At 63.7% G+C, this 23,103-nt stretch carries 20 protein-coding genes and 1 pseudogene; 8 read left to right on the top strand and 13 right to left on the bottom strand.

Features of this window, described 5'->3' with window-relative positions; all coding sequences use genetic code 11:
• The first annotated feature begins 313 nt into the window (after nucleotides 1-313).
• The 4 genes from prpR (at nucleotide 314) to CIC12_RS03155 (ending at nucleotide 6,019) form a co-directional block, all read left to right on the top strand.
• Nucleotides 314-2,305: a propionate catabolism operon regulatory protein PrpR gene (prpR, locus tag CIC12_RS03170; protein ID WP_168662092.1), complete on the top strand. Its 1,992-nt coding sequence runs from the start codon at nucleotides 314-316 to the stop codon at nucleotides 2,303-2,305.
• A gap of 251 nt (nucleotides 2,306-2,556) precedes the next feature.
• A complete protein-coding gene (locus tag CIC12_RS03165; RefSeq protein ID WP_168662090.1) occupies nucleotides 2,557-3,639 on the top strand; it encodes a tartrate dehydrogenase in 1,083 nt (360 codons plus the stop codon).
• Between the two features lie 468 nt (nucleotides 3,640-4,107).
• Nucleotides 4,108-5,466 (top strand): MFS transporter, encoded by a 1,359-nt coding sequence (locus tag CIC12_RS03160; RefSeq protein WP_168662088.1) that lies wholly within the window; start codon nucleotides 4,108-4,110, stop codon nucleotides 5,464-5,466.
• Between the two features lie 226 nt (nucleotides 5,467-5,692).
• Entirely contained in the window at nucleotides 5,693-6,019 is a 327-nt protein-coding gene (locus CIC12_RS03155) for a hypothetical protein (RefSeq protein WP_168662086.1), read from the top strand.
• Nucleotides 6,020-6,102: 83 nt separating this feature from the next.
• Here the strand turns inward: CIC12_RS03155 and CIC12_RS03150 are convergent, their stop codons facing one another.
• From CIC12_RS03150 to CIC12_RS03125, 6 genes are all read right to left on the bottom strand, one after another.
• Nucleotides 6,103-7,260: a glycoside hydrolase family 53 protein gene (locus CIC12_RS03150; protein WP_168662084.1), complete on the bottom strand. Its 1,158-nt coding sequence runs from the start codon at nucleotides 7,258-7,260 to the stop codon at nucleotides 6,103-6,105.
• A 141-nt stretch (nucleotides 7,261-7,401) separates the two neighbouring features.
• Nucleotides 7,402-9,366 (bottom strand): beta-galactosidase, encoded by a 1,965-nt coding sequence (locus tag CIC12_RS03145; RefSeq protein ID WP_168662082.1) that lies wholly within the window; start codon nucleotides 9,364-9,366, stop codon nucleotides 7,402-7,404.
• A 54-nt stretch (nucleotides 9,367-9,420) separates the two neighbouring features.
• Nucleotides 9,421-10,272: a carbohydrate ABC transporter permease gene (locus CIC12_RS03140; RefSeq protein ID WP_168662080.1), complete on the bottom strand. Its 852-nt coding sequence runs from the start codon at nucleotides 10,270-10,272 to the stop codon at nucleotides 9,421-9,423.
• 43 nt (nucleotides 10,273-10,315) lie between these two features.
• Nucleotides 10,316-11,221, bottom strand: coding sequence for a carbohydrate ABC transporter permease (locus tag CIC12_RS03135; RefSeq protein ID WP_168662078.1), 906 nt, complete (start codon nucleotides 11,219-11,221; stop codon nucleotides 10,316-10,318).
• 65 nt (nucleotides 11,222-11,286) lie between these two features.
• Nucleotides 11,287-12,540, bottom strand: coding sequence for an ABC transporter substrate-binding protein (locus CIC12_RS03130; RefSeq protein ID WP_168662076.1), 1,254 nt, complete (start codon nucleotides 12,538-12,540; stop codon nucleotides 11,287-11,289).
• A 129-nt stretch (nucleotides 12,541-12,669) separates the two neighbouring features.
• Nucleotides 12,670-13,809 (bottom strand): ABC transporter ATP-binding protein, encoded by a 1,140-nt coding sequence (locus tag CIC12_RS03125; protein WP_168662074.1) that lies wholly within the window; start codon nucleotides 13,807-13,809, stop codon nucleotides 12,670-12,672.
• 204 nt (nucleotides 13,810-14,013) lie between these two features.
• On the opposite strand from CIC12_RS03125, the gene CIC12_RS03120 reads away from it, so the two are divergent.
• A complete protein-coding gene (locus CIC12_RS03120; protein WP_168662072.1) occupies nucleotides 14,014-15,054 on the top strand; it encodes a LacI family DNA-binding transcriptional regulator in 1,041 nt (346 codons plus the stop codon).
• Here CIC12_RS03120 and CIC12_RS03115 read toward each other — a convergent pair.
• The 3 genes and pseudogenes from CIC12_RS03115 to CIC12_RS03105 all read right to left on the bottom strand — a co-directional run bounded on the left by CIC12_RS03115 (nucleotide 15,027) and on the right by CIC12_RS03105 (nucleotide 16,656).
• On the bottom strand, nucleotides 15,027-15,755 hold the full coding sequence (locus tag CIC12_RS03115; RefSeq protein ID WP_168662070.1) for a haloacid dehalogenase type II: 729 nt from the start codon (nucleotides 15,753-15,755) through the stop codon (nucleotides 15,027-15,029). The two genes, CIC12_RS03120 and CIC12_RS03115, sit on opposite strands and share 28 nt — an antisense overlap.
• Nucleotides 15,756-15,814: 59 nt before the next feature.
• Nucleotides 15,815-16,009 (bottom strand): annotated as a pseudogene (locus CIC12_RS03110) (4-hydroxythreonine-4-phosphate dehydrogenase PdxA); the annotation flags it as partial.
• A complete protein-coding gene (locus CIC12_RS03105; RefSeq protein ID WP_274597539.1) occupies nucleotides 15,991-16,656 on the bottom strand; it encodes an MFS transporter in 666 nt (221 codons plus the stop codon). The pseudogene CIC12_RS03110 and the gene CIC12_RS03105, both read right to left, overlap by 19 nt.
• A gap of 482 nt (nucleotides 16,657-17,138) precedes the next feature.
• On the opposite strand from CIC12_RS03105, the gene CIC12_RS03100 reads away from it, so the two are divergent.
• Nucleotides 17,139-17,282, top strand: a complete 144-nt coding sequence (locus tag CIC12_RS03100; RefSeq protein ID WP_168662068.1) for a hypothetical protein — start codon at nucleotides 17,139-17,141, stop codon at nucleotides 17,280-17,282.
• Nucleotides 17,283-17,420: 138 nt separating this feature from the next.
• On the opposite strand, the gene CIC12_RS03095 is transcribed toward CIC12_RS03100, so the two are convergent.
• Nucleotides 17,421-17,987 carry a hypothetical protein gene (locus CIC12_RS03095; protein WP_168662066.1) on the bottom strand — a complete coding sequence of 189 codons (567 nt, stop codon included), beginning with the start codon at nucleotides 17,985-17,987 and terminating at the stop codon, nucleotides 17,421-17,423.
• A 12-nt stretch (nucleotides 17,988-17,999) separates the two neighbouring features.
• A complete protein-coding gene (locus CIC12_RS03090; RefSeq protein ID WP_168662064.1) occupies nucleotides 18,000-18,746 on the bottom strand; it encodes a hypothetical protein in 747 nt (248 codons plus the stop codon).
• 331 nt (nucleotides 18,747-19,077) lie between these two features.
• Here CIC12_RS03090 and CIC12_RS03085 point away from each other — a divergent pair, with 331 nt between their 5' ends.
• Nucleotides 19,078-19,476 carry a hypothetical protein gene (locus CIC12_RS03085; RefSeq protein WP_168662062.1) on the top strand — a complete coding sequence of 133 codons (399 nt, stop codon included), beginning with the start codon at nucleotides 19,078-19,080 and terminating at the stop codon, nucleotides 19,474-19,476.
• A gap of 74 nt (nucleotides 19,477-19,550) precedes the next feature.
• On the opposite strand, the gene CIC12_RS03080 is transcribed toward CIC12_RS03085, so the two are convergent.
• Nucleotides 19,551-20,543 (bottom strand): ABC transporter substrate-binding protein, encoded by a 993-nt coding sequence (locus tag CIC12_RS03080; RefSeq protein WP_168662060.1) that lies wholly within the window; start codon nucleotides 20,541-20,543, stop codon nucleotides 19,551-19,553.
• Between the two features lie 95 nt (nucleotides 20,544-20,638).
• The gene (locus tag CIC12_RS03075) at nucleotides 20,639-21,715 is read right to left on the bottom strand and encodes a zinc-binding dehydrogenase (protein WP_168662058.1); all 1,077 of its coding nucleotides are present in this window, start codon (nucleotides 21,713-21,715) and stop codon (nucleotides 20,639-20,641) included.
• A 151-nt stretch (nucleotides 21,716-21,866) separates the two neighbouring features.
• Here CIC12_RS03075 and CIC12_RS03070 point away from each other — a divergent pair, with 151 nt between their 5' ends.
• On the top strand, nucleotides 21,867-22,811 hold the full coding sequence (locus CIC12_RS03070) for an AraC family transcriptional regulator (protein WP_168662056.1): 945 nt from the start codon (nucleotides 21,867-21,869) through the stop codon (nucleotides 22,809-22,811).
• Nucleotides 22,812-23,103: the final 292 nt, after the last annotated feature.

Genomic DNA, 23,103 nt, shown 5'->3' with positions numbered 1-23,103 from the left:
GTGCACAGCGCGGTGTTGCCCGCCGTCACGCCGGACAGCGCGACGGATTTCTTCGGTTTGAATGCGCCTGTGTCCGGCGTGCTGTTGTCTGCTTCACTCATCCGTTGTCTCCAGAAGGCATGGTGGGGGTTTTGACTGGCATCCTTAAACGCAAAGAACGGGCCAGCCGGGATACAACGCGCTAAGTGCCTGATTTAAAGGGCGACAGCCGCCACACCATAGCTACGACCCATTTCACAAATGAAATTGCCATTTCAGTTTGGGAATGGGCGCGCATAATAGACATACTCTCCCACCCTGCCGCGAGCCTCCCGTGAGCACACCGCTTTTCGAACCGTCCCCGCGCCCGCGTATCTGGGCGCTCAGCATCAGCCGCCTGCGCGATCTGTTCTTCGACATCGCCGGCGAATACGTCGAACGCGCGGACCTGCGCATCGTCTCGCACGGTTTCGAAGACGCCGTGCGGGAAATCGAAAGCGCGGGCGCGGGCCGCCCCGACGTCGTGATCGCGGGCGGTTCGAACGGTGCATATCTGAAAACACGCGTGTCGGTGCCGGTTGTGCGAATCAACCCGACCGGCTTCGACGTGATGCACGCACTCGCGCGGGCGCGACGCGACGGCGCGCGGGTTGCGCTCGTCACGCACGGCGAGACGCCCGACGAAATACGGCGCTTCACGGCCGCCTACGCGCTCGACATCACGTTCGCGTCGTATCAATCCGTGCAGGACGCGGAGAGCGTCGTGCTCGACCTGAGCGATCGCGGCGTCGACGTCGTGGTCGGCCCCGGCCTCGTCACCGATCTCGCGGCGAACGCCGGGATGGGCGCGGTGTTTCTCTATTCGCGCGCGTCGGTGCGCGCGGGCTTCGACACCGCGCTCGAAGTCGCGCAGGCCACTCGCCGCGAAACCGTGCGCCGTCAACGGCTCGACAATCTGCTGCAACATCTGCGCGACGGCGTCGTCGCGCTCGATGCGCAGGGCCGTGTCGAAGTGATGAATCAGCGTCTTGCCGGCGTGCTCGGCATCGACGCGACGAAAGCCGCGGGCCGCGTACTGCTCGAACTTGCGCCCGATCTCGCCGGCAGTCTGCCCGACGCGGACGGCGACAGTTTCTGCACGGTACGCGGCGCAAGCTATGTCGTGCATCGCGGGCCGCTCGCGAGCACCAGCGCGGCGGCGGGCACCGTGCTGACGTTCCAGGAATCGCGTGCGCTCGAGCGGCTCGACCGCACGTTGCGCGCGCGCCAGCGCGTGCAGCAGTTCACCGCGCGTTACCGGCTCGACGACATCGTCGGCGCGTCGGAATCGATCGAGCGGGTGCGCTCGCTCGTGCGGCGCTATGCGAGGTCGGACGCGACCGTGCTGATCCTCGGCGAGAGCGGCACAGGCAAGGAGATGGTCGCGCAGAGCATGCATCAGTTGAGCGCGCGGCGCGACTTCGCTTTCGTCGCGATCAATTGCGGCGCGTTTCCCGAGGCATTGCTGGAGAGCGAGCTGTTCGGTTACGAAGAAGGGGCGTTCACGGGTGCGCGCAAGGGCGGCAAGGCGGGGCTCATCGAAGTCGCGCATCGCGGCACGCTGTTTCTCGATGAAATCGGCGAAATGCCGCTGTCGTTGCAGAGCCGCCTGTTGCGTGTGCTGCAGGAGCGCGAGGTCGTGCGACTCGGCTCGACGGAGCCGACGCGCGTCGATATCCGGGTCGTCGCGGCGACGCATCGCGCGCTGACCGAGGGCGTCGAAACGGGCAGTTTCCGCGCCGATCTCTACTACCGGCTCAACATCCTGAGCATCGCGCTGCCGGCGCTGCGCGAGCGGCCGAACGATCTGCTGCCACTCGCCGCCGAATTGCTGCGCCAGGCCGCGGCGCGTGAACCGAGGCTCGCGGCGCGCGTGCCCGACGTGGTGACGGCGGAGCATGTGCTTGCCGGTCTCGGCGGATCGTTGCGGCGTTATGCGTGGCCGGGCAACGTGCGTGAATTGCAGAATGTGATCGAACGGATCGCGGTCGAACTCGCGGACGCGGACATGGGCTCGGAGACGGACGCGAGCGCGGGTGCGCAAGCCGGCAGCGCCTTCGTCGTCACCCGCGAGATGCTGCACACCATCGCGCCTGAAATCGCCGACGCCCACGCGCGCCCGGCAAAACCCGCTGCGCTCACGCTGCGCGAACGCAGCCGTCATGTGGAAGCCGACCAGATCCGTGCCGCGCTCGCGGCCCACGACGGCGATCGCGACGCGGTCTGCGACGCGCTCGGCATCAGCAAGACGACACTGTGGCGCAAGCTCAATGCGGCGGCCCGCTAGCGCACGTGCCGCCCATCTGAAACCCGCTTCGCGCTGCAGAATCGCCGCGACGTAGTGCAGCGCGCGTCCCACGAAAATAGTCGCGAGCGGCGGACGTACGCCGCCGACACTGACATCGACAGCGCCTGCGCCGCCGCGCTGAAACTGGATGACTTAACCAAAGCCGCCATTTTAGATAGAACGACGGGAATAGAATAAGCGCCGTTAAAGCGTCGAAAGCCCTGATCGAAGCCCCCAAGGAGGAGCACAACATGTCGAAGAAATATCGGATTGCCGTCATACCCGGCGACGGCATCGGCGTCGAAGTCATGCCGGAAGCCATTCGCGTGCTGGACGCGGTCCAACAGCGCTTCGGCATCGAACTCGAGTACCAGCACATCGAATGGGCGAGTTGCGACTACTACGCAAAGCACGGCAAGATGATGCCGGACGACTGGAAGACCCAACTGCAATCGGCCGATGCGATTCTGTTCGGCGCGGTGGGCTGGCCGGACACCGTGCCCGATCACGTCTCGCTGTGGGGCTCGCTGCTGAAGTTCCGCCGCGAATTCGACCAGTACATCAACCTGCGCCCGGCCCGTCTGTTTGCCGGCGTGCCTTCGCCGCTCGCGGGCCGCAAGGCCGGCGATATCGATTTCTGGATCGTCCGCGAGAACACCGAAGGCGAATATTCGTCGGTGGGCGGCGTGATGTTCGAAGGCACTGAGCGCGAATTCGTGCTGCAGGAATCGGTGTTCACGCGGCACGGCAGCGAGCGCGTGCTGAAGTTCGCCTTCGATCTCGCGCAGCGCCGAGAGCGCAAGCAGATCACCGTCGCCACCAAGAGCAACGGCATCGCGATCAGCATGCCGTGGTGGGACAAATGCGCGGCCGGCATCGCGGCGCAGTATCCGGAGGTCAAATGGGACAAGCAGCATATCGACATACTGTGCGCGCGCTTCGTGCTCAATCCCGACCGCTTCGACGTGGTGGTCGCTACCAATCTTTTCGGCGACATTCTGTCCGACCTCGGTCCGGCATGTACCGGCACGATCGGCCTCGCGCCGTCGGGCAACCTGAATCCGGACCGCAAATTCCCGTCGCTATTCGAACCGGTGCACGGCTCGGCGCCCGATATCGCCGGCAAGAACATCGCCAATCCGATCGCGATGATCTGGTCGGCCGCGATGATGCTCGATTTCCTCGGCCAGTCGAGCGGCAAGGAACGCGAAGCGCACGACGCGATTCTCGCGGCGATCGAAGCGACGCTGATCGAAGGCCCCCACGCCGGCGACCTCGGCGGCAGCGCAAACACGACCGAAGTGGGCGAGGCGATCGCGGCGAAACTGGGCTGACGCGGTCTGCCTGCTTCCTGCCAGTTAACGTTCAGCAATGAAGTTCTGGCCATCCTCACGGGCGCCGGGGTTGAAGCATTCAAAGCGGCGCCCTGCCCGTTCTTTCCTCTGCAGCCGGCGCACTGCGCGTGCGCCGCGGCATGCACGATCGCCGCACCGTTCCGGGCCGCTGCCCTGAGCCGATGTGCGCTCGCAACATCTCGGGTAATCCCGCCTTGACCCCCGGTTGCCAGAATACTTACAGTGCGAGTTCGTAGAAAGAATCGCCGTTCTATATACGAACACGCCTACAAATCAGTCATGCCACCGCCACGGCAATCGCCGGTTACGGCTTCCGACCGCGCTGCCGTCGTCATGCAAACGGTTTGCGGCGGCGGGGGCATCGTGCATCGCTTCCAAACGGCGTACGATCGTGAAAGAAAGGAAAGGCTCGTGTTCCACGAGCCTTTTGACAATCGGGAGACCATCATGAGCCGCAGCACTGCTGTGAACGTTCAGACATTCATCAATGAACACCCCTTCTCGCCGTTCCAGTGGCTGGTATTTTTCATGTGCTTCATCATCGTCCTGCTGGACGGTTTTGACACGGCCGCCATCGGCTTCATCGCGCCTTCGCTGATCGGCGAATGGGGCATCGCCAAGCCGGCGCTCGCGCCGGTGCTGAGCGCCGCGCTGTTCGGCCTCGCGTGCGGCGCGCTCGGTTCGGGCCCGCTATCCGACCGCCTCGGGCGGCGCGTGATGCTGCTGGGTTCCGTGCTGCTGTTCGGCGTCGCGTGCCTCGGCTCGGCCTTTTCGAACAACATCGAACAACTGACCGCGCTGCGCTTCATCACGGGCGTCGGCCTCGGCGCGGCCATGCCGAACGCCGTGACGATGATGGGCGAGTTCTGCCCGGACCGCCGCCGCGCGACCGTGATCAACCTGATGTTCTGCGGCTTTCCGCTCGGCGCCGCATTCGGCGGTTTTCTCGCCGCGTGGATGATCCCGCATTTCGGCTGGCGCAGCGTGCTGCTGCTCGGTGGCATCACGCCGCTGCTGCTGACGATCCTGCTGGTGAGCAAGATGCCGGAGTCGGTCCGCTACATGGTGGCGAACAACAAGCCGGTCGAGCGGATTCGCGCGGCGCTCTCGCGCATTTCGGGCGACGCGGTGCAGGCGAGCGCCTTCACGATGACCGAAAGCGCGCCGCAAACCGGCAGCAAGGGTCTGGGCGTGGTGCTGTCGCGCTCCTACATCATCGGCTCGGTGATGCTGTGGGTGGCCTACTTCATGGGTCTCGTGATCTTCTACGCGTCGATCAACTGGATGCCGATCCTGTTGAAGGACGCCGGGCTCACGCCGCAACGCGCGACGCTGATTTCCGCGCTGTTCCCGCTCGGCGGCGTCGGCGCGGTGGTGTGCGGCGTGCTGATGGACCGCTTCAACGCGAACCGGATCATCGCGGCCTGCTATGCACTGACTGCGGTGAGCGTGTATTTCATCGGCCAGGCGGCCGGCAACGTGGGCGCGCTAGTGTTCATCGTGTTCGTCGCGGGCGTGCTGATGAATACCGCGCAATCGTCGATGCCGGCGCTTGCCGCCGCGTTCTATCCGACCGAGGGCCGCGGCACGGGTGTCGCGTGGATGCTCGGTGTGGGCCGCTTCGGCGGGATCGCGGGTTCGTTCCTCGTGGCCGAGCTGACGCGCCGCCACTTCACCTTCGGCGGCATCTTCGCGACTGTCGCGGTGGCCGGCCTGCTGTCGTGCGTGGCGCTGCTGATCAAACAGGCGGCGCGGCCGCATGTGGCGACGACGAACACGTCGAAGGCGGAGTCGTTCGGGCATTGAACGACGCGCGCGGCAAGAACGCGCCCGCCGGATCCGCTGTTTCCCGAAGCCGCCCGCCTGGGCGGCTTTTTCGTTTCCACCGCGTGCCAGCAAAGAGGGCGGAGGGTAAAAAAAGCGTGCCTCGCTACTTCCCGATAAACTACGCGGCTGTTTACCCGTGTGACCGCCGCGCTGGACGATGCCATCGTGGCGGCCGCACCGCTCATCTCAAGTCAGGATTCCAGTAATGAAACGCGTCGTCGTCTCCGCGCTGCTGGCGGTATGCCTTGCGCAACCGGCCGCACAGGCCGTTGCACAGACCGTCAACGATCAATGTTTTGCGCTCGGCGATATCGCCGGTCAGGTCGCCTCGTGGCGTGCCCACAAGAAGACCAAGGCCCAGGCGCTCGACCAGGCGGCCAGATACTACAAGGACCCGGCCGACTTGCAGGCGGTCGACGCGATCATCGAAAAGATTTTCAGCGCGGGCGCGCCGCGCATGACGCCCGACCAGGCCAGCATGACGTTCACGTCCGAGTGTCTGAAGAAGAACGGGCAGGCAGCCTCCCAGTGACGCCTGCCAGCGGCGCACGGGGCGGTGTGATCTGGCACGGCCCGCGCGCCGGACGCTAAGCGGCGCTCAGGCCGGTGCGGATGCTAGCGTCGGCGAAACGCATCCAGCGACGGCAACGCGTTGCCGTGAAAATCGAACAACGTGTTGTTGTCCCACTGATCGCCCGCACCGTTCTCCCAGCCGACGTTCGGCGTCGGAATCCATTCGGGCTCCCACCAGAACACGCCTTTGCCGCGGCCGTCGGGGATCGCCTTGACGACGTCCGTTACCGCACCGAGAAACTGCGCCTGCCCCGCCGGAGTCTGCGCAAAGGTCGAGGTGCCGACGTTGGTCATCGAGTTGGGCTCGGAATCGCCGTCGCTGGTGGTCCACGGATAGGCAGTCTCCACCACCATCACGTCCTTGTCGTAGCGCGCCGCCAGATCGTTCGCGTTGTTCTGCAGGTCGCTCAGCGAGCCTTGCCACTGCGGGTAGTACGACAGACCGATCACGTCGAACGTCACGCCGCGCTGCGTCGCGCTGTCGAACCACCAGCGGCTCTTCGCGTTGTCGCCACCGCTGTCGATATGCAGCATGACCCTGGTGCGCGGATCGACGGATCTGACCGCGTCATGCCCTGCCTTCAACAGCAGCGCGAGGTTGTCCAGCTGGTCGTACTTGCCGAGCGGCCACAGCATGCCGCCGGTGATTTCGTTGCCGATCTGCACCCACTCCGGATGCACGCCGTCGCGCTTGAGCATCTTCAGCACGTTCGACGTGTACTCGGACAGCAGCGCGCAGGTCTGCGTGATGTCCTTGCCTTCCCACTCGTGCGGCGGATACTGCTTGCCCGGATCGGCCCACCAGTCGCTGTAGTGAAAGTCGATCAGCACGCGCAGGCCGAGCGCGGCCGCGCGCCGCGCCAGCACGCGCACGTGCTCGGCATTGTTGTAACCGGCGGCGGGACTCTGATTGGCCGGAAAATAGTTCGGATTGCCAGGGTCGTTCCAGACCTTGATACGAATCGAGTCGACACCATGGCTCTTCAGAATCCGCAAACAATCGAGCCGCTCGCCATGCTCGTAGAACTTCGCGCCGTTCGCTTCCAGTTCGAGCAGCGTCGAGACGTCCGCGCCCATCGCAAAGCGGGCATCGTGCGCGGCGGATTCCCGCTCTCCCGCGATGGCCGGCATCCCCACCGTCGTGCCGACACCCGCCGCAGCCGCCGATGCCAGCCACCCCAGCATTTCTCTTCGGTTCATTCGTCATCCTCCATCTATTGAATGGCGGCTCTTCTCGAGGCCGCCTGGTCCGGTGTGATGCGCCTGTGTTTCAACCTCCGGTCTTGCCACTTCTCCGACTACCCCTCTGCCAAGCCGATCCGGTAGGAACGGTCCGCTATTTCAGGCGTCTTTCCATACGCAGACATCGCCGGTGTTCAGGCGCGGCGCGCCGAGCACGAACGTCGCGTGGGGCGGCGCCGGCGCCTGCACCGGCTGCTCGCCGAAGTTGAACGCGAAGGTCAGGCCGCCGCGCCGGCGAATGCGCAAGCCGTCGGCCAGCAGTTGCGTCTCGATGCCCGCGTCTTGCGCGGCCTGCTGCAACACCGTGCGATGCAGCGCATGCGACAGCCACGCCGCCACATAGCGAACCTTGCCGTGCGTGAGGAGCGCCGGCCAGGCGTCGTCGAATTGCGCGGCGATGCGCGTGTCGGCATTGGCCCGCACATGCTCGCGCCAATACACGGCGGTGCCCTGCGTACCGTCGATCGACAGCGCGGGCGTGAGCGTGGGCCGCAGCGACTCGACTTCGAGCACCTGCATCGGCAGCACGCGCTGCAATGCGCCGGGCGGCAGGTTGCCGGGAATCGCGAACGCGTCCGTCCTGGAGCCGCTACGCGGGCCGAAGACCCATTGCGCGCTGCTGCGTTCGATCTGCTGCACCAGCGCGCCATCGATCACGGCGATACTCGGCACGACCACGAGGCGATACGCCGACAGGTCCGCACGGCTCGACACGATATCCACGTCGAGCCCGAGTTCACGCAGCGCTTCGTAGTAGTCGAACACCAGCGTCTGATAGTCGAAGGTCTTGCCATGACGCTGAATCTCGAACATCCATTGCGTCTCATAGTCGAAGACGATCGCCACGGACGCGCGCGCGGGCGCACCGAGTGTCGAGAGCGCCGTGCACTCCGCGATTTCGCGCGCCGCCTGCCGTACTTCGAGGCCGCCCGGCGAGAGTTCGTTGTTCGGCAGGTTGAGGCCCGAATGCATCTGCTCCTGCGCATAGGGACACTGACGCCAGCGGAAGTACGACACCAGTTCCGCGCCGTGCGCGAACGCCTCGTACGCCCACAGCCGCACCATGCCCTTCGCGGGCACCGGATTCCACGGCGCCCAGTTGACCGGCCCCGCCTGCTGTTCCATCACCCAGAAGCGTCCCTTGCCGATCGCGCGGTAACGGTCGTGGTCGAACGCGGACACGTCGGGATGCGCGGTGCGCGCGAAACGCGCCTTCTGCTCTTCCGGCAGCGCGATCGACTCGGTGCGCGCGATCGGATAGCTGTCCCATGCCGCGACGTCGAGCGCGTTATCTTCGGAGAAACGATAGTGGTCGAAGGTCGTGAAGAAGCCCATGAAGTTGTGCAGCAGATCCGCCGTCGGCGCATGCTCGCGCAGCACTTCGATCTGCTCGCGATGGAAGCTCGCCACTTCGTCGGACATGAAGCGGCGGAAGTCGAGCAGGTGGCTCGGGTTGGCGTCGGTCGGCGTCAGGTTCGGCAGGCCGATCGCGTCGAACGACGGGTACTCCATGCTCCAGAACACGTTGCCCCACACATCGTTGAGCGACGCGATCGTTTCGTAGCGCTGCCGCAGCCATGTCTGGAAGCGCCCGAGCGCCGCAGGCGAGTAACTCGGCACGGTCTCGTGACAGCCGAGTTCGTTATCGGTCTGCCACGCGACGATCGACCGATGCCGCCCGTAACGCTGCGCCATGGCCGCCACGATGCGCGCGCATTCGCGCCGGTACGTCCCGCTCGAAATATCGTAGTGACGGCGCGAGCCGAAATTCCAGCGGGTGCCGTCGGCACGCACCGGCAACACATCCGGATACGCGTCGATCAGCCACTTCGGCGGCGACGCGCTCGGCGTGCCGAGCACGAGTTTCAGCCCTGCAGCAGCGAGCGTTTCGACGGCCTCGTCGAGCCATTGCCATTCGAAAACGCCCGCGCGCGGTTCCATCCGGCTCCACGCGAATTCAGCGATCCGCACGTGCGTCATGCCGAGTTCGACCATACGCTTTGCATCGTCGGCCCACATCGCGCGCGGCCATTGTTCCGGGTAATAACAGACACCAAGTTGCATGAGAGAAGTCTCGTTATGAGTTGACGAGTAGAGGGGTTGAGCTCAGGCAGGTGCTCAGCCTTTGCTTGCACCGAAAGTCAGGCCGGCGACGAAGTGCCGTTGCATCGCGAAGAACATCAGCACGGACGGCAGCGCTGCCAGCACCGAGCCTGCCGCGACCAGGTTCCACGCGGTGGTCCATTGCCCCTTGAGCGCGGCGACGCCCACGGTGATTGGCGCGGCCTCGTCGCCTTGCGTGAGACACAGCGCCCAGAAATAGTCGTTCCAGACGAACGTGAACACGAGGATGCCGAGCGCGGCGAGCGCGGGACGGATCAGAGGCAGCACGATGCGCAGATAGATGGTCCATTCGCTCGCCCCTTCCACGCGCGCCGCCTCGATCATCTCGAAGGGCAACTGCTTGATGAAGTTGCGCAGAAACAGCGTGCAGAACCCGGTCTGAAACGACACGTGGAAAATCACCAGCGCCCACACGGTATTGAACAGGCCGAATTTCAGCGCCATGTCGCGCACCGGAATCATCAGGATCTGGATCGGTACGAAGTTGCCGGCGACGAAGGCGAACAGCACCGCCGTATTGCCGGGAAAACGATAAGTAGCCAACGCGAAACCGGCCATCGACGCCAGCACGATCGCACCGAGCACCGAGGGCACCGTGATCAGCACGCTGTTGGCGAAGTAATGCAGCATCGGCGTTTGCGTGAGCGCCGCGCCGTAGTTTTCGAGCAGTGCAAAATGCTTCGGCCAAGTCCAGTAATCGCCTTGTGCGAGCTCGTCCGACGAACGGATCGACGTGACGAGCACGGCCAGCATCGGCAGCAGCCAGAGCAGCAAGGCCAGCGGCAACGACGCCTTATAGAGCGTGCGATTGACGGGTTTCCAGCGTTCGACGGGAAGCGGATACATGACACGTAACTCCTGGCAAGCGGCAAAAAAAGCAAGCGGCGAATCAGCGTTCTTCGCGCAGCATGCGGCGAAGATGGAACACGATATAGACCAGCATGATCGCGAACAGCACGACGGCAATCGCCGCGGAATAGCCTTCGCGGTAGTACTTGATCGCCTGGTCGTACATGTAATAGGCGAGCACGGTGGAGCTGTCGAACGGACCGCCGCCGCTCATCACCGCGATCAGGTCGAAGCTGCGCAGCGCGCCGATCACGGTCAGGACGACCGCCATGAAAGTGGCCGGGCGCAACTGCGGCAGGATCACGTGCCACAGCAGACCCAGGCCCTTCGCGCCTTCCATGCGCGCCGCTTCGACCACTTCGGGATTGATGCCCGTCAGTCCGGTGAGATACAGCACCATGCAGAACGGCGTTTGCGGCCACAGCGCGGCGAAGATGATGCCGAACGTCACCGTGCGCGGATCGCCGAGCACGGGAATGCCGTGCCCCACGATCAAACGCAGCAGGCCGAAGCCGGGGTCGTAGAACCAGCTGAACACCAGTCCGACCACCACGCCCGACAGCACGAAGGGCGCGAAGAACAGCGACTTCACGACCCGCATGCCGCGCACGCGCTGGTTCAGATACAACGCGAACATCAGACCCAGCGGCGGCGCGAGCAGGAACAACGCGAGCCAGATGAGGTTGTTCTTGAGCGCCGTATAGAACGTGTCCGACTGGAACAGTTCGACATAATTGCCGAGACCCACGAAGGTCTTCGGCGTCATGCCGTCCCAGTTGTAAAAGCTGAGCGAGATGCTGCTGATGATCGGGTAGACCACGCACAGACAAAACAGCAGACATCCCGGCAACAGGAAGAAAAACGCGGCGCGGTGCTGATGACGGCGCGTCGTCGAGACGTGACGACGCCGGGCCGCCGGTAAGCGGCTCGCTGCGGAATGAGACATGGATCGAGCCTCGTCGGGAATCGAAGGCGGGCGCCGGCGGTGGTTACGCCGCCGGCGCTGCGGACTTACTTCTGGTAGATGCGCTTCCTGGTCGCTTCGAGGCGCGCGAGCACGGCGTCGAGTTGCGACGGATCGCTGTAGAACTGCTGCATGGCCTTCATGCCTTCGTCGGCCATTTCCTTCTGCATGTCGCGGTCGTAGAACTGCGCGATGCCGCCCTTGGTGTTCGCGAGCGTCTGGAAGCCGACCTTCGAGATCGCGTCCTCAGGCGCAGCGGCCTGGCTGTTCGACGGCAATTGACCCCACCCCTTCGCCAGTTCGGCGTTGATCTGCGGCTGCTCCATGAACGCAAGCAGCTTGCGCGCGTCGGCCTTGTTCTTCGCCTTGGCGGGAATCAGCAGCACGTTCACCGGGCCGTCCTCGGCCATCGGCACGTTCGCGTCGATCACCGGGAAGCGGAAAAAGCCGATCTGCGGTTTGATCGACGGCGGCAGACCCGCCGAGAAGAAGGTGCCCATCAGCATCATCGACGCCTTGCCGCTTGCGAGGAATGGCGCGATCGAATCAAGATCGTACGAGAGCGCGTTGTCGATGAAGTAGTGATCGTCGATCAGCGTCTTCCACGTCGTGTAGACCTTCTTCACGCGAGGATCGGTGTAGGGAATCTCACCGGCCATCAGCTTCTGATGGAACTCGTTGCCGTTGATGCGCAGATTCAGGTAGTCGAACCATGCGGCGAGCGTCCAGCTGTCACGCGCGGCCACCGCGATCGGCGCGACCCCGATCGCCTTCAGCTTCTTGTTCGCTTCGAGGAATTCGTCCCAGGTTTTCGGCTCGCTCTTGATGCCGGCCTTCTCAAAGAGATCCTTGCGATAGAAGAAGCCGTACGCGTCGTAGCCGAGCGGCGCGGCGTACTGCTTGCCCTTGTACGTGGACGCTTCCTTGACCGACGCATACTGTTGCGACCAGCCGTTCCTGCTCCAGTCCGACGACAGGTCTTCGAGCAGGCCACGTTGCGCGTAATAGGCCATCCGTTCGCCGTCGTGCCACGACACGACATCAGGCGGATCGGTGGCGAGCCAGCCGCCCATCTGCACCTTGTACGCTTCCTCGGTGATGTAGGTCACCTTGAGATCGACGTCGGGGTTGGCTTTCTTGAACTTGTCGAACGCATCCTGCCATGTGGAGCGCTGGTTGCCGCGCGCCGATACGTTGACGTTGAGCGTGGCGGCGTCGGCCGTGACGCTGGCTAACGCGCCGGCCACCAGGGCGGCGGCAATCGACACCTGAGCAAGACGGCGAAGGCGAAGAGCAATCATCTTGTGTCTCCTTGACTACCTTGTTGACTGACAGCGCACGGCTGTCAGCGAAGTAACCCGCTCTGTGGCGGAATTCGGCTGGGTGAACCCGGCGGATTCATGGAGTTTCGGCATCCTGACTACCTTGGTTCAGGCGGCGATGCGCTCGGGCTCGAACGTGCCACGCCGCAATGCGATTCCTTCCGCGTCGAACAGATGGCACGCGGACGGCGGAACATGAATGCGGATGCGCTCGCCGGAGCCGATCGGCGTATCGCCGGCCGCCTTTGCGATCAACGTGCCGGTCGCGTGGTCCGCGTGAATGTAGCTGTGCTCGCCGAGCCGTTCCGAGAGCACCGTCGCGCATTGAATGAACTGCTCGTCGCCGTCGAGCCGCACATGCTCCGGCCGCACGCCGAGCGTGACCGGCTGGCCGCGTTGCAGACGCTGGCCGTCCACGTGCGCGATCAGCTTTTCGCCGCCTTGCGCGAGCGACACCGTCACGCTGCCCGGCTCGATCGCATCGACCGTTGCGTCGATGAAGTTCATGCGCGGCGAGCCGATGAAACCCGCCACGAAGCGCGACTTCGGATGGTGATACAGCTCGAGCGGCGCGCCGGTCTGGGCGATGCTGCCGAAGCGCTCGGCGTCCGCGCCAGCGTGCAGCAGCACGATGCGATCGGCGAGCGTCATCGCTTCGACCTGATCGTGCGTCACGTAGACCACGCTCGCATTGGCAAAGCGCTGATGCAGCCGCGCGATTTCGACCCGCGTCTGGCCGCGCAATGCGGCGTCGAGATTCGACAGCGGTTCGTCGAACAGAAAAACGCCCGGCTCGCGCACGATGGCCCGGCCGATCGCGACGCGCTGGCGCTGCCCGCCCGAGAGCGCTTTTGGATATCGCTCCAGCAAGCTGTCCAGTTGCAGAATGCGCGCGGCTTCGCGTACCTTTCGCTCGATCACGTCCTTGGGCTGCTTCGCGAGCTTCAGGCCGAACGCCATGTTGTCGAACACGGTCATGTGCGGGAACAACGCGTAGCTCTGGAATACCATCGCGACGCCGCGCTGCGCGGCGGGCACGTCGTTCACGAGACGCTCGTTGATGTGCAGTTCGCCTTCGCTCAGGTCTTCGAGACCGGCGATCATTCGCAGCAGAGTCGACTTGCCGCATCCCGAAGGGCCCAGGAAGACGCAGAACTCGTGCTGCGCGATCTCCAGATTGACGCGCCGGATCACCGGCGAATGGTCGCCGTATGATTTGTGCACGTCCGTCAAACGAATGCTCGCCATGCTCTCTCCCGTTGAATTTAACCGCTTAAATTTTACGAAAAAATAACCGTCCGGCGCTTGTGCAGTCGGCATTTAATCGCTTAAATTGGAGTTCGAGGGAAAAAGTCATGGCAGGTTGTCTCCGTGTGTTTTCCAGAAACTTAGCAATGTCGCAGAACGCTTGCAAGATTTGAATCGCATTCCCCAAATATGGGATAAACGACCATGGTCACGCTGTCCGAAGTGGCAAAGCGCGCGCACGTCACTGCCGCCACCGTCTCCAACGTGCTGCGCAATCGCGATAAGGTCCGGCCTGAAACGGCCGAGCGCGTGCTGAAGGCGATCGCCGATCTCGGCTACCGGCCGAACCTGAACGCACGCGCCTTGGCCGAGGGCCGCTCGTCGACGCTCGCGCTGATGCTGTCGAACATCTCGAACCCGTTCTACCCGGAGTTCGTGCTGGCCGCCGAGCGCGCCGCGCGCAAGACCGGCCACTTCCTGATGGTCTGCAATACCGACGACGACGCCGAGATCGGCCGCGCGTATCTGAACCAGATCGCGGGCACGCTGGCCGACGGCGTGCTCGTGATGAACACCGACATCACGATCAACGATCTGTGCGCGTCCGCCACGCACAGCGCGCCGATTCTGCTGGCGATGTGGGAACACCCGGAGTCTCCACCCGCGCTGCCGTGCATCGCAGTGGATTTCGCGCATGCGGGCGAGCTGGCCGCGCGGCATCTGCTCGAACTCGGCCATCGCGAGATCGGCCTGTTGATCGGCGACGGTTGCGGCGGCTTGCAGGATGCGCGCTCGAACGGCTTTCGCGCGGCGATGCGCGCGGCCGGCATCGAAGCGGATGCCGCTGCGGTGCTGCAGATCCGCGACTCGATCGATGCGGGCTACGCCGCCTGCATGCAGTTGATGGCGAACCGTCCGCACCTGAGCGCGATCTTCGCGACCAACGACCTGCTCGCCATCGGCGCGGCGCAGGCGTTGATCACGCTCGGCCGCGCAGTGCCGGACGACGTGTCGGTGATCGGCATCACCGACATTCAACTCGCCCATCAGGTGCACCCCGCCCTGACCACGGTCGCGATCCAGACGGCGGCGGTCGCGGAGCTGTCGATAAACAGCCTGATCCGCCTGATTCAGGCGCCTGAGCAGCAGCCGTCAATGGTGCTCGCGCCGTTGCCGGAACTGGTGGTGCGGGCATCGACGGGACCTCGGCGGCCGAATCAGACTTTCTGCCGCACCGCCTCCTGATGCGCTTTCACGAACTCGGCCATGCTGTTGAAGCGGAAGTCGACCCTCGGCAGCGAGCCCGGCTGCATCGTCGCGCCGAAGCCCTGCTTCGCATGCCGGCGATAAATCCAGCACGACGCCAGACCGAATTCGTTGGCGGGCTGGTGATCGTGAAACAGGCTCTCGGCCGTGTGCAGGATTTTGTCTTTGCCGATGCCCCGCTCGCCGAGTTTTTCCAGCATGTATTCGAAATTGCGCGGCGACGGCTTGTATGACCCGACGTCTTCGGCGGTGATGATTGCGTCGAATTCGACCTGCAGTTTTGCGTTGCTGCAGGTGAAGCTCTCGTTGTCGACATTCGACAGAATGACGAGCTTGTAATGCTGCTTCAGGTAATGCAACGCTGCTGCTGAATCGTCGAACGCGGGCCAGTGGCGGATGGACTTGCCGTACGCAATACAGTCGGCAAGTGTGCAGGGCACGCGCCATTCCTCGGCGAGACGCTTGTAGACGATCGGCAGCAGCTCCTGATAACGCCGCGCGGGCGTGTACTTCTGCTGCGACGACTCATGCCGCGCGTGCGCTTGGAGCACCTGGTCGCGCGTGAGTCGGGGCACGACGCGCTCCAGCAGCGGCCGCAAGCCGTCGAGGATGCCGGTCTCCCAGTCGATCAACGTCCCGTAGCAGTCGAAGGTCAGCGTATCGAAGTCGGTCAGTTGCATAGGGATGTCCTCATCGGATGATGGGCTCGCGCTGCGCATCGATCCCGCCCATCATGCGCTCATCGAGACACGCGGTCCATCGCCATGCGCGTGACGATGTCGAAGGCCTTCTGGGTCGCGCCGACATCGGCCTTGCCCTGGCCGTGTATGTCGAATGCGGTGCCGTGCGCGGGCGTCGCGATTGGAACCGGCAGGCCGCCGTGCACGGTGACGCCGCGCCAGAAACCCATCAGCTTCATCGCGATCTGGGCCCGATGCGTTTGAGAAGACGCCGCCACGGTGTGGGCTCGCGCGTTTTCTCGACCACTACCTTGCCCGCCGGCGGCAATTGCGCTTCTTCCTGCGGCGTCATATGGCGGTGCTTGCGCGGGTTGTCGGTGAAATACCATGCGTAGACCACGACCCACACGAACGTCAACGCACCGACCACGAAGAACGATGCGCGCCACGACGAGTACGCGACCAGCAACGCGACGAACGGCGGCGTGATGGCATTGCCGAGCCGCGAGAACGAATGCGTCAGCCCTTGCACGAAGCCGCGCTTGCTGGAGGGGAACCAGTTGGTCAATGCGCGCGCCTGCGCCGGCAACGCCGCGCCTTCGCCGATGCCGATGCCGATGCCGATGCCGAGCAGCATGCGCGCACAGAACAGCGACACGATACCGCCCGCGAGCCCGGTGGCAACCGTCGCGACGATCCAGATGCTCGCGCAGGTGACGAGCGTGAGCTTCGCGCCGAAGCGGTCGCTGACCCAGCCGCCGATCACCTGACAGATCGTGTACGTGTATGCGAATGCCGCGAAGACGAGCCCCACATGGGTGTTGCTCAAATGCAGGTCGTCGCGGATCAGACCCGCCGCGGCCGACAGATTGACGCGATCGAGATACATGATGAACGACATCGCGCACATGATCGCGAGAATCGCTCGACTGACTTTGGGTCGATGCAACATTGTCTCTGTCTCCTCCGGATATTTCGCCTCGTTGCCCCATATGACTCGGGATGCGGGCTGCTGATGCGTCCAGCGGCTTAGGAAGCGTGGTGCTCAGTTTTGTGCGGCCATTATCTGGACCCCCGCGATAATTGGCCAATGAATTGTTTCGATACTGCGATCACCGGTGGTTATCGCTGAACGTGAGCGCAGACCGGTTCGCCTTCGCACCGCTGGCAGGCCGTGCGCCGCCGCAATGGGCATTCGACATGCTGGCGCGCCGCACGGCGAAAACGGCCGCCCGCTCATGCACGAAGCGCGGCGCGTCGCCGCGGATGCTGCGGTGTCATCGGCGGATGTCGTGCGGATTGCACACGCCGCGCTGGTAGTTGCGGAACCGAACGACCCGCTCCAGAGTGTCGGCCCGGCGACCCATTGACAATGGAGAAGCCATGACAGTACGACTTGCGAGGTATACGGACAGCGAAGCGTTTCCGACGTTGACCCTAACGCTTGGAGAGCAGGCGCGCGCCGAAGCGATCCGGCGCGGCGGCGAATGGAAAACACACGCCGCTCACACGCCGCTCTCGCAGTGAAATGGTACGGGCGCAGACCATGCAAGGGGGGACGATCTGCGCTTCGTGTTTGACGAAGTATTCCGTGTGAACAACTCTCCCCGGAATATTGCAGTGCCCCTTCCCGACTTACTGATGTGAACTGGCGGGCATCGAGGATTACCGCCTTCGTGCAAGAAGAAGCGACACCAGCACGAGCGTCACTGCAGCGGCGGCACACAGAAAAACTGCGGATCGGTTCCATCCATTGGCGTAGCCAACTAAAGCCGGTCCAAGCAACATAGCGGCGAGAATCTGAATCAGCTTCTCCCGCAAACCAAGCTCAAGAGTTGGCCTGCGAGCCAACCAGAAGGTCGGCCCGTACGTGCACGATGAAATCCACGCTTTTGACTGCCTGTCACGAATCAGTGCCATCGCACCGAAACGCAGGATGACGCAAGCACCGATCAAAAGAAAGGCCCACGCGCCAATGCGCAGAAGCCAGGGCTTACCGAAAGGCCACCAAAAGAGGCTCAAAGGCGCAAGTAAGATAAAAGTACCGTAAGCCCACCTGCGCCGCCGTAGACAACCTATCAGCACGACTGGATGAACGCAGACCGCGACCGCCAAGGCGACCATGCCGATGGATGCCAGGGATTGTGACTGGATCAGCACGACGACAATCGCCAGTTCGCACGCGGCGGCTAGAGACCACACCGAGAGCGCCAGTTTGATGCGGGTAAGCATTGGCCTCATTCTCTACCTGAACTTGACGTTCTTGCAGTAGTCCATCCCGCTGACTATATCGCCCCATCCTTCCTTGGCGCTCAGGTATCGGCAGTAGTTTTCCTTGTATGAATTTTCATTGACCGGCGTCAGGCTACCGGGAATAGGCGAGTAATTCATAAACAGAGGCCCCGTAGTGCCTTGATCACTCAAGCAGACGAACAACCCCTGCTGGGTTAGAATTTCGTCGTAGGTAGCCAAAGTGACGGTCTGCGAACTCGGTACAGTGGCCCAATAGAGTGACGAACTGGCGGTGGAGATTGGGTCGACGATTGGTAGTGTGTTCTGCATGGCAGTTCCTGGCCAGATTTTTAACGAAGGCAGGTAAGGTTGAGCGGCCGCCTGCACGTCTGCCGCGAGAGCCAGCGCCGCCACTGTCAGAGCGACCCCTTCGCCAATTTCGGCCCACACCAGCATCTGCATGACCACTGCGCCCGATCCTGAAACGAGCGTCAGCACGTCCCCCGGCTGAACCCGCTTCTTTGGATCGGTCCAGTCGGCGACAATTTTTGCCATCGCGGTCGTGGCTAGCAGACCGTTCGACACGATTCTAACCGGCTGCAGCATTGGAACGATGTTTGTCACAACTGCCAGCACACCGACACTACTCTGTACGATAGATAGTGAATCTGAACCACTATGTGCAACGTCCAGCAGCGTCTGATAAGTATTCGCACGCATTCCGATTCGCAGATCGAGCAAATCGCGGTGTCGCTGCATGAATGGGGCTGGACAAAACCGATACTGGTCGATGATGCGGCCAGCTGATCGCCGGGCATGGCCGCGTGCTCGCTGTGCATCGACTCGGATTGATCGAAGCGCCAGTTACGGTGGCGCGGGACTGGACCGATGCTTAAAAGCGCGCCTACGTGTTCGCGGACGATAAACTCGCGTCCAGAACGGGCGCGGCGACGATTGCGCTCATCAACACTGTCGCGCAGTTCGGCGGAAAAGAAGCGGCTGCGCTGGCGTCGATAGCCGACGGCCGTTTGGACCGCGCGTGAGTCGCTCCCCAGCGGAACCGGATGATGAACCCCTAACTGTGAGCCCCATGGCGCAATACCTGAACGCTGCAACCCTGCTCGAGCTCGCGCGCGCGGCGCAAATGCGCGCCACCGCGCCTTGCGCATGCACGAAAACGCCGCTGGACGGCTGGCAATCGCAGCCGCTGTCGTTGGACGAGACGCAATTCGAGGAAATCGGCACGCTGTTGCCGCAAGACGATCCCGAACCGACCTTCAGCGAGTATCTGCCGGGCAAGACGAATTACTGGTCGGCCGATGCGCCGATCGCGCCGCGCTACTTCCCGTACAACCGCTGCGCGGTCTGGCAGTGCGCATTGTGTACGCGGCTTTATCTTCGCTACGTCGAAGGCGGCGGGTATTTCGTCGACCGCAGAATCCGTGCGGTGCAGGCAGAGTTGATCGAGGACGTGCCGCTTCCGGCGTGAGGCGTGTGGCGTGACGAACGCTTCGGCATTGCGTGTCGAGGCGTTCGTCACGCACAGATACAACGACGCACCGCTCAAACGCTCGCGATATGCGTGTCGGAAATCGCACGCACGTCGATACGGCGCGGCAGAATCGCGTCGCGGTTCGCGCTGTCGGCGACCTTCTGAAGCGCGGCAATGTCGGCGTCGGTGACGAAATGCTGCTTCAGCGACGCGCGCCGCGTGATCCGTTTCGCGGCATCGAGCGGCGAGCGTGTCAGCGTCGCGTAGATTAGTGCATATGCGTCGGGATTGGCCAGCGCCCAATCGCCCGCGCGTTGCAGTCTCAGCAGAAAATCGGCGATCGCCTTGCGCTTGTCCGCATCCGCGAGCGCGGCGCCCGAAGCGGTGATAAAGCCCAGCCCGCTATTGATGCCGGTGCCATCTCGCAGAATCCGCGCGCCGCGTTGCACGGCGATGCCGTAGTAAGGATCGAACGTCGCCCACGCTTCGATCGATCCCGAGGCGAATGCCGCGAACGCATCCACCGGCAGAATGAAGCGGACCGTCACGTCGTCTCTGGACAATCCCGCCTCGGCAAGCGCGCCATATAGCTGGAACTGCGAAATGCTGCCGCGTGCCGACGACACGAACACCGTGCGCCCTTTCAGGTCCGCCACCGTCGCGATCTTCGAATTCGGCGCGACCAGAATGCCCAGTTGCACACCCGAACCCACACGCGTTGCGACGATCTTCAGCGTGGGATCGCCGAGCGCGGCCGCGAGCACCGGCAAGTCGCCCGCTGGCGCGAGATCGACGGCGTTCGCGCGTTGCGCTTCGAAGAGCGGCGCCGCGCCCTGAAAGTTGGCCCAGCGATACGCGTACGGCGCACCGTCGAGCACCTTGGCGGCTTCGACTAGCGCGCGCGTACCGCCCGCCTGGTCGCCTAGCACGAGCGTGGTCGACGCTGCCCCGGCTGCGTGTACTCCACGTGAAGCAAACACGCTCGCGGCGAGTGCCGGTGTGGCGCCGAGCAGTTGCAACGCACGGCGTCGCTGGAAAAACGACGGGGAAACGGATGCGGCCATATGCCCTCGCTTACGATTGAGTGACAAGCGTAGCGGCGGGCGCGGGCCGTGGGAATGAATCGATTGCGATATGTATATGAACGCTCGCGTGAATATCATTGCTCGTGATCGATAACCACGCATTCGAAGCTGGTCGCGCACGCCGCCGCCTCCATCGCTTCGGGCAGCGCGGCAAACGGATAGACACGCGGACGCAGCGCCGCGAGATCGAGCTGCCCGCTGCGAACCAGGTCGAGCAACCGACGATACGATTCACGCGGATACATGAACTGGCCGAGAATTTCCCAGCTGTTCAGCATGACTTCGGTATAGGGAATCGGCAGCGGCACGGTCATGCTGCCCATCAGAACCAGCCGGCCGCCTTGCGCGAGACCACGTAGCGCCGCTAGCGTGAGATTGGGATCGCTCGCATTGCCGACCATGTCGAATGCCATATGCGCGCCGCCGTGCGTGGCCTCGCGCAGCGCTTGCGCATCGGTCTGCACGTCGCCGGTGGCCGTGACCGTGACGATCCGCGCGCGGTCGAGCGCCCCAAGCGCCTCGAGCGCTCGCGCATTTCTGCCGACCGCGACGATCCGGCTCGCGCCCATCGCCAAGGCAAGCAGCATGGCGCCGGTCCCATAGGCACCCGTCGCGCCGGACACGATCAGCGTTTCGCCGGCGGCCAGCCGGCCGCGCAACAGCCCGCCGAACGGCACGATGCAGCGGGTAGTCATCGCGAGCTGAACGGAACTCAGATGCGGCAGATCGTCGGCCGGCGTCACCGCGCTCGCGGGATACGACGCGTATTCGGCCAGCGTGCCGTCGGGCCAGTCGGCCTGCACGCGCTCTGCCGCCGCCCCGTTAGCGGTCACGCGGAGCAAGACCTGTGCGGGCTCCCGCACATTTTCCTGCGCGACGAAATACGACGACAGAACGACACGCTGCCCGGGCCGCAAATGCCACACGTCGCGACCCACCGCATGTACGACACCCACGCCGTTGCCGCCCGGGACGAACGGCTGTGACGGCACGTGATAGATCGGCAGTTTGCCGACCACGTAGGCCTTCATGTACGACATCAGCGAGGACGCTTCGACGCGAACCACGACGCCTCCCGCGCGGGGCTGCGGAACGGGAATGTCGTTCAGGCTCAGGGCGCCGCCCAGCCGTTCGAGTTGCCATGCTTTCATCGAAGATGATCCTCCTTGTATGGACGTTGTCACGGCTCGCTTGTTGTTGCATCAAGCCGCACGATTCGTCGCGTGAATGGCGCTATGATCCCGCCAAAGAACCTCCGTGCCTATAATAGAAAAGCCCTCATTCCTATTAGACCGTACATTTATGGACGCGCTTTCCGACGTTCTCTCGATGCTGCGCGTGAGCAGCGTGCTGTCGTCCCGGTTCGAAGGCAGTGGGGCGTGGGCCTTCCGCTTCCCGGCGTATCAGGGCATCAAGTTCGGTGGGGTGCTGGCGGGCCGCTCTCATCTGTGGATCGAAGGCAGCGAGGCGCCGCTGACGCTCGAACCAGGCGACTTCTACATGCTGACGGACGGTCAGCCGTTTTATTCGGCAAGCGACCCGCGCCGCGCGCCGCTCGATGGTCCGGCAATTTACCGCGCTATTCGCAGCGCGGATGGCGTCGTGCGTTATCGCGGTGAAGGTGAAAGCGGCGGGCGACGTGGTCTCGACCGCGTGATCATCGCGAGCGGCCGCTTCACGTTCGAAAACGACGTCACAGGCAAGCTGCTGAGCCATCTGCCGCCGCTGATTCATCTGCGCGCCGCGGAACTGGGTTCGCACGCGCTGTCACGTGTGCTCGATCTGCTCGAATGGGAGACGACCGGCCTGCATGCGGGTGCGGACATCGCGCGCAGCAGTCTTGCGGCGCTGGTGCTCGTGCACGTGCTTCGCACTTATCTCGCGTCTACGCCGCAACCCCAGGGCTGGCTGGGCGCGCTTGCCGATCCGAAGATCGGCAGTGCGTTGTCGATGATGCACGCGCAGCCTGGCGAACGCTGGACCGTCGAGAGCCTGGCGTACGCGGTAAGTATGTCGCGCACCGCGTTCGCGGCGCGCTTTCGCCGCCAGGTGGGCAGTGCGCCCGTGGAATACCTCGCGCAGTGGCGGATGACGATCGCGTGTTCCGCGCTCAAGCACTCGGAAGCGTCGCTGATCGACATCGCGTCGCGCATCGGCTATTTGTCCGACACCGCATTCAGCATCGCATTCAAGCGCTCGACCGGGCAGAGCCCCGGCCGTTTTCGCGCGCTCAGCCGCGAGACGTGATATTGCCGGACGGCGCCGGGCACTTCGCTGGCGGTGCGCCGATAGAAAGTGAGTCACAGGGTGCTTTTTTTGCGTTTCAAGCCAGCTTCCGGCGCCCGCGCTCGCCCTTCGCTCAGGCCGCGCGATACATCGGCATCCACGACGATCTCAGCGCCGGTCATTCCCGACGCGCCCCTCGACGCAAGAAATAGCACGGCGGCCGCCACGGGTAAAACCGTTGTGCGCCGTCTCGCTCGCGTTGCCATGACGGTCGTTCAGGCAACCAGCCAATCTATTTCAATGAAGCCCACAC

The organism is Paraburkholderia sp. SG-MS1, from assembly GCF_012275575.1.
GTDB lineage: Bacteria > Pseudomonadota > Gammaproteobacteria > Burkholderiales > Burkholderiaceae > Paraburkholderia.
Note: the sequence above shows the minus strand (reverse complement) of the source record. Positions and strands in the feature narration are given on the sequence as shown.

Excerpts from the sequence above, each read along its gene's own strand:
- CIC12_RS03165 (WP_168662090.1), top strand. The coding sequence starts at position 2,557 with ATGTCGAAGAAATATCGGATTGCCGTCATACCCGGCGACGGCATCGGC.
- CIC12_RS03160 (WP_168662088.1), top strand. The coding sequence starts at position 4,108 with ATGAGCCGCAGCACTGCTGTGAACGTTCAGACATTCATCAATGAACAC.
- CIC12_RS03155 (WP_168662086.1), top strand. The coding sequence starts at position 5,693 with ATGAAACGCGTCGTCGTCTCCGCGCTGCTGGCGGTATGCCTTGCGCAA.
- CIC12_RS03150 (WP_168662084.1), bottom strand. The coding sequence starts at position 7,260 with ATGAACCGAAGAGAAATGCTGGGGTGGCTGGCATCGGCGGCTGCGGCG.
- CIC12_RS03145 (WP_168662082.1), bottom strand. The coding sequence starts at position 9,366 with ATGCAACTTGGTGTCTGTTATTACCCGGAACAATGGCCGCGCGCGATG.
- CIC12_RS03140 (WP_168662080.1), bottom strand. The coding sequence starts at position 10,272 with ATGTATCCGCTTCCCGTCGAACGCTGGAAACCCGTCAATCGCACGCTC.
- CIC12_RS03135 (WP_168662078.1), bottom strand. The coding sequence starts at position 11,221 with ATGTCTCATTCCGCAGCGAGCCGCTTACCGGCGGCCCGGCGTCGTCAC.
- CIC12_RS03130 (WP_168662076.1), bottom strand. The coding sequence starts at position 12,540 with ATGATTGCTCTTCGCCTTCGCCGTCTTGCTCAGGTGTCGATTGCCGCC.
- CIC12_RS03125 (WP_168662074.1), bottom strand. The coding sequence starts at position 13,809 with ATGGCGAGCATTCGTTTGACGGACGTGCACAAATCATACGGCGACCAT.
- CIC12_RS03120 (WP_168662072.1), top strand. The coding sequence starts at position 14,014 with ATGGTCACGCTGTCCGAAGTGGCAAAGCGCGCGCACGTCACTGCCGCC.
- CIC12_RS03115 (WP_168662070.1), bottom strand. The coding sequence starts at position 15,755 with ATGCAACTGACCGACTTCGATACGCTGACCTTCGACTGCTACGGGACG.
- CIC12_RS03105 (WP_274597539.1), bottom strand. The coding sequence starts at position 16,656 with ATGTCGTTCATCATGTATCTCGATCGCGTCAATCTGTCGGCCGCGGCG.
- CIC12_RS03100 (WP_168662068.1), top strand. The coding sequence starts at position 17,139 with ATGACAGTACGACTTGCGAGGTATACGGACAGCGAAGCGTTTCCGACG.
- CIC12_RS03095 (WP_168662066.1), bottom strand. The coding sequence starts at position 17,987 with ATGCTTACCCGCATCAAACTGGCGCTCTCGGTGTGGTCTCTAGCCGCC.
- CIC12_RS03090 (WP_168662064.1), bottom strand. The coding sequence starts at position 18,746 with ATGCAGCGACACCGCGATTTGCTCGATCTGCGAATCGGAATGCGTGCG.
- CIC12_RS03085 (WP_168662062.1), top strand. The coding sequence starts at position 19,078 with ATGGCGCAATACCTGAACGCTGCAACCCTGCTCGAGCTCGCGCGCGCG.
- CIC12_RS03080 (WP_168662060.1), bottom strand. The coding sequence starts at position 20,543 with ATGGCCGCATCCGTTTCCCCGTCGTTTTTCCAGCGACGCCGTGCGTTG.
- CIC12_RS03075 (WP_168662058.1), bottom strand. The coding sequence starts at position 21,715 with ATGAAAGCATGGCAACTCGAACGGCTGGGCGGCGCCCTGAGCCTGAAC.
- CIC12_RS03070 (WP_168662056.1), top strand. The coding sequence starts at position 21,867 with ATGGACGCGCTTTCCGACGTTCTCTCGATGCTGCGCGTGAGCAGCGTG.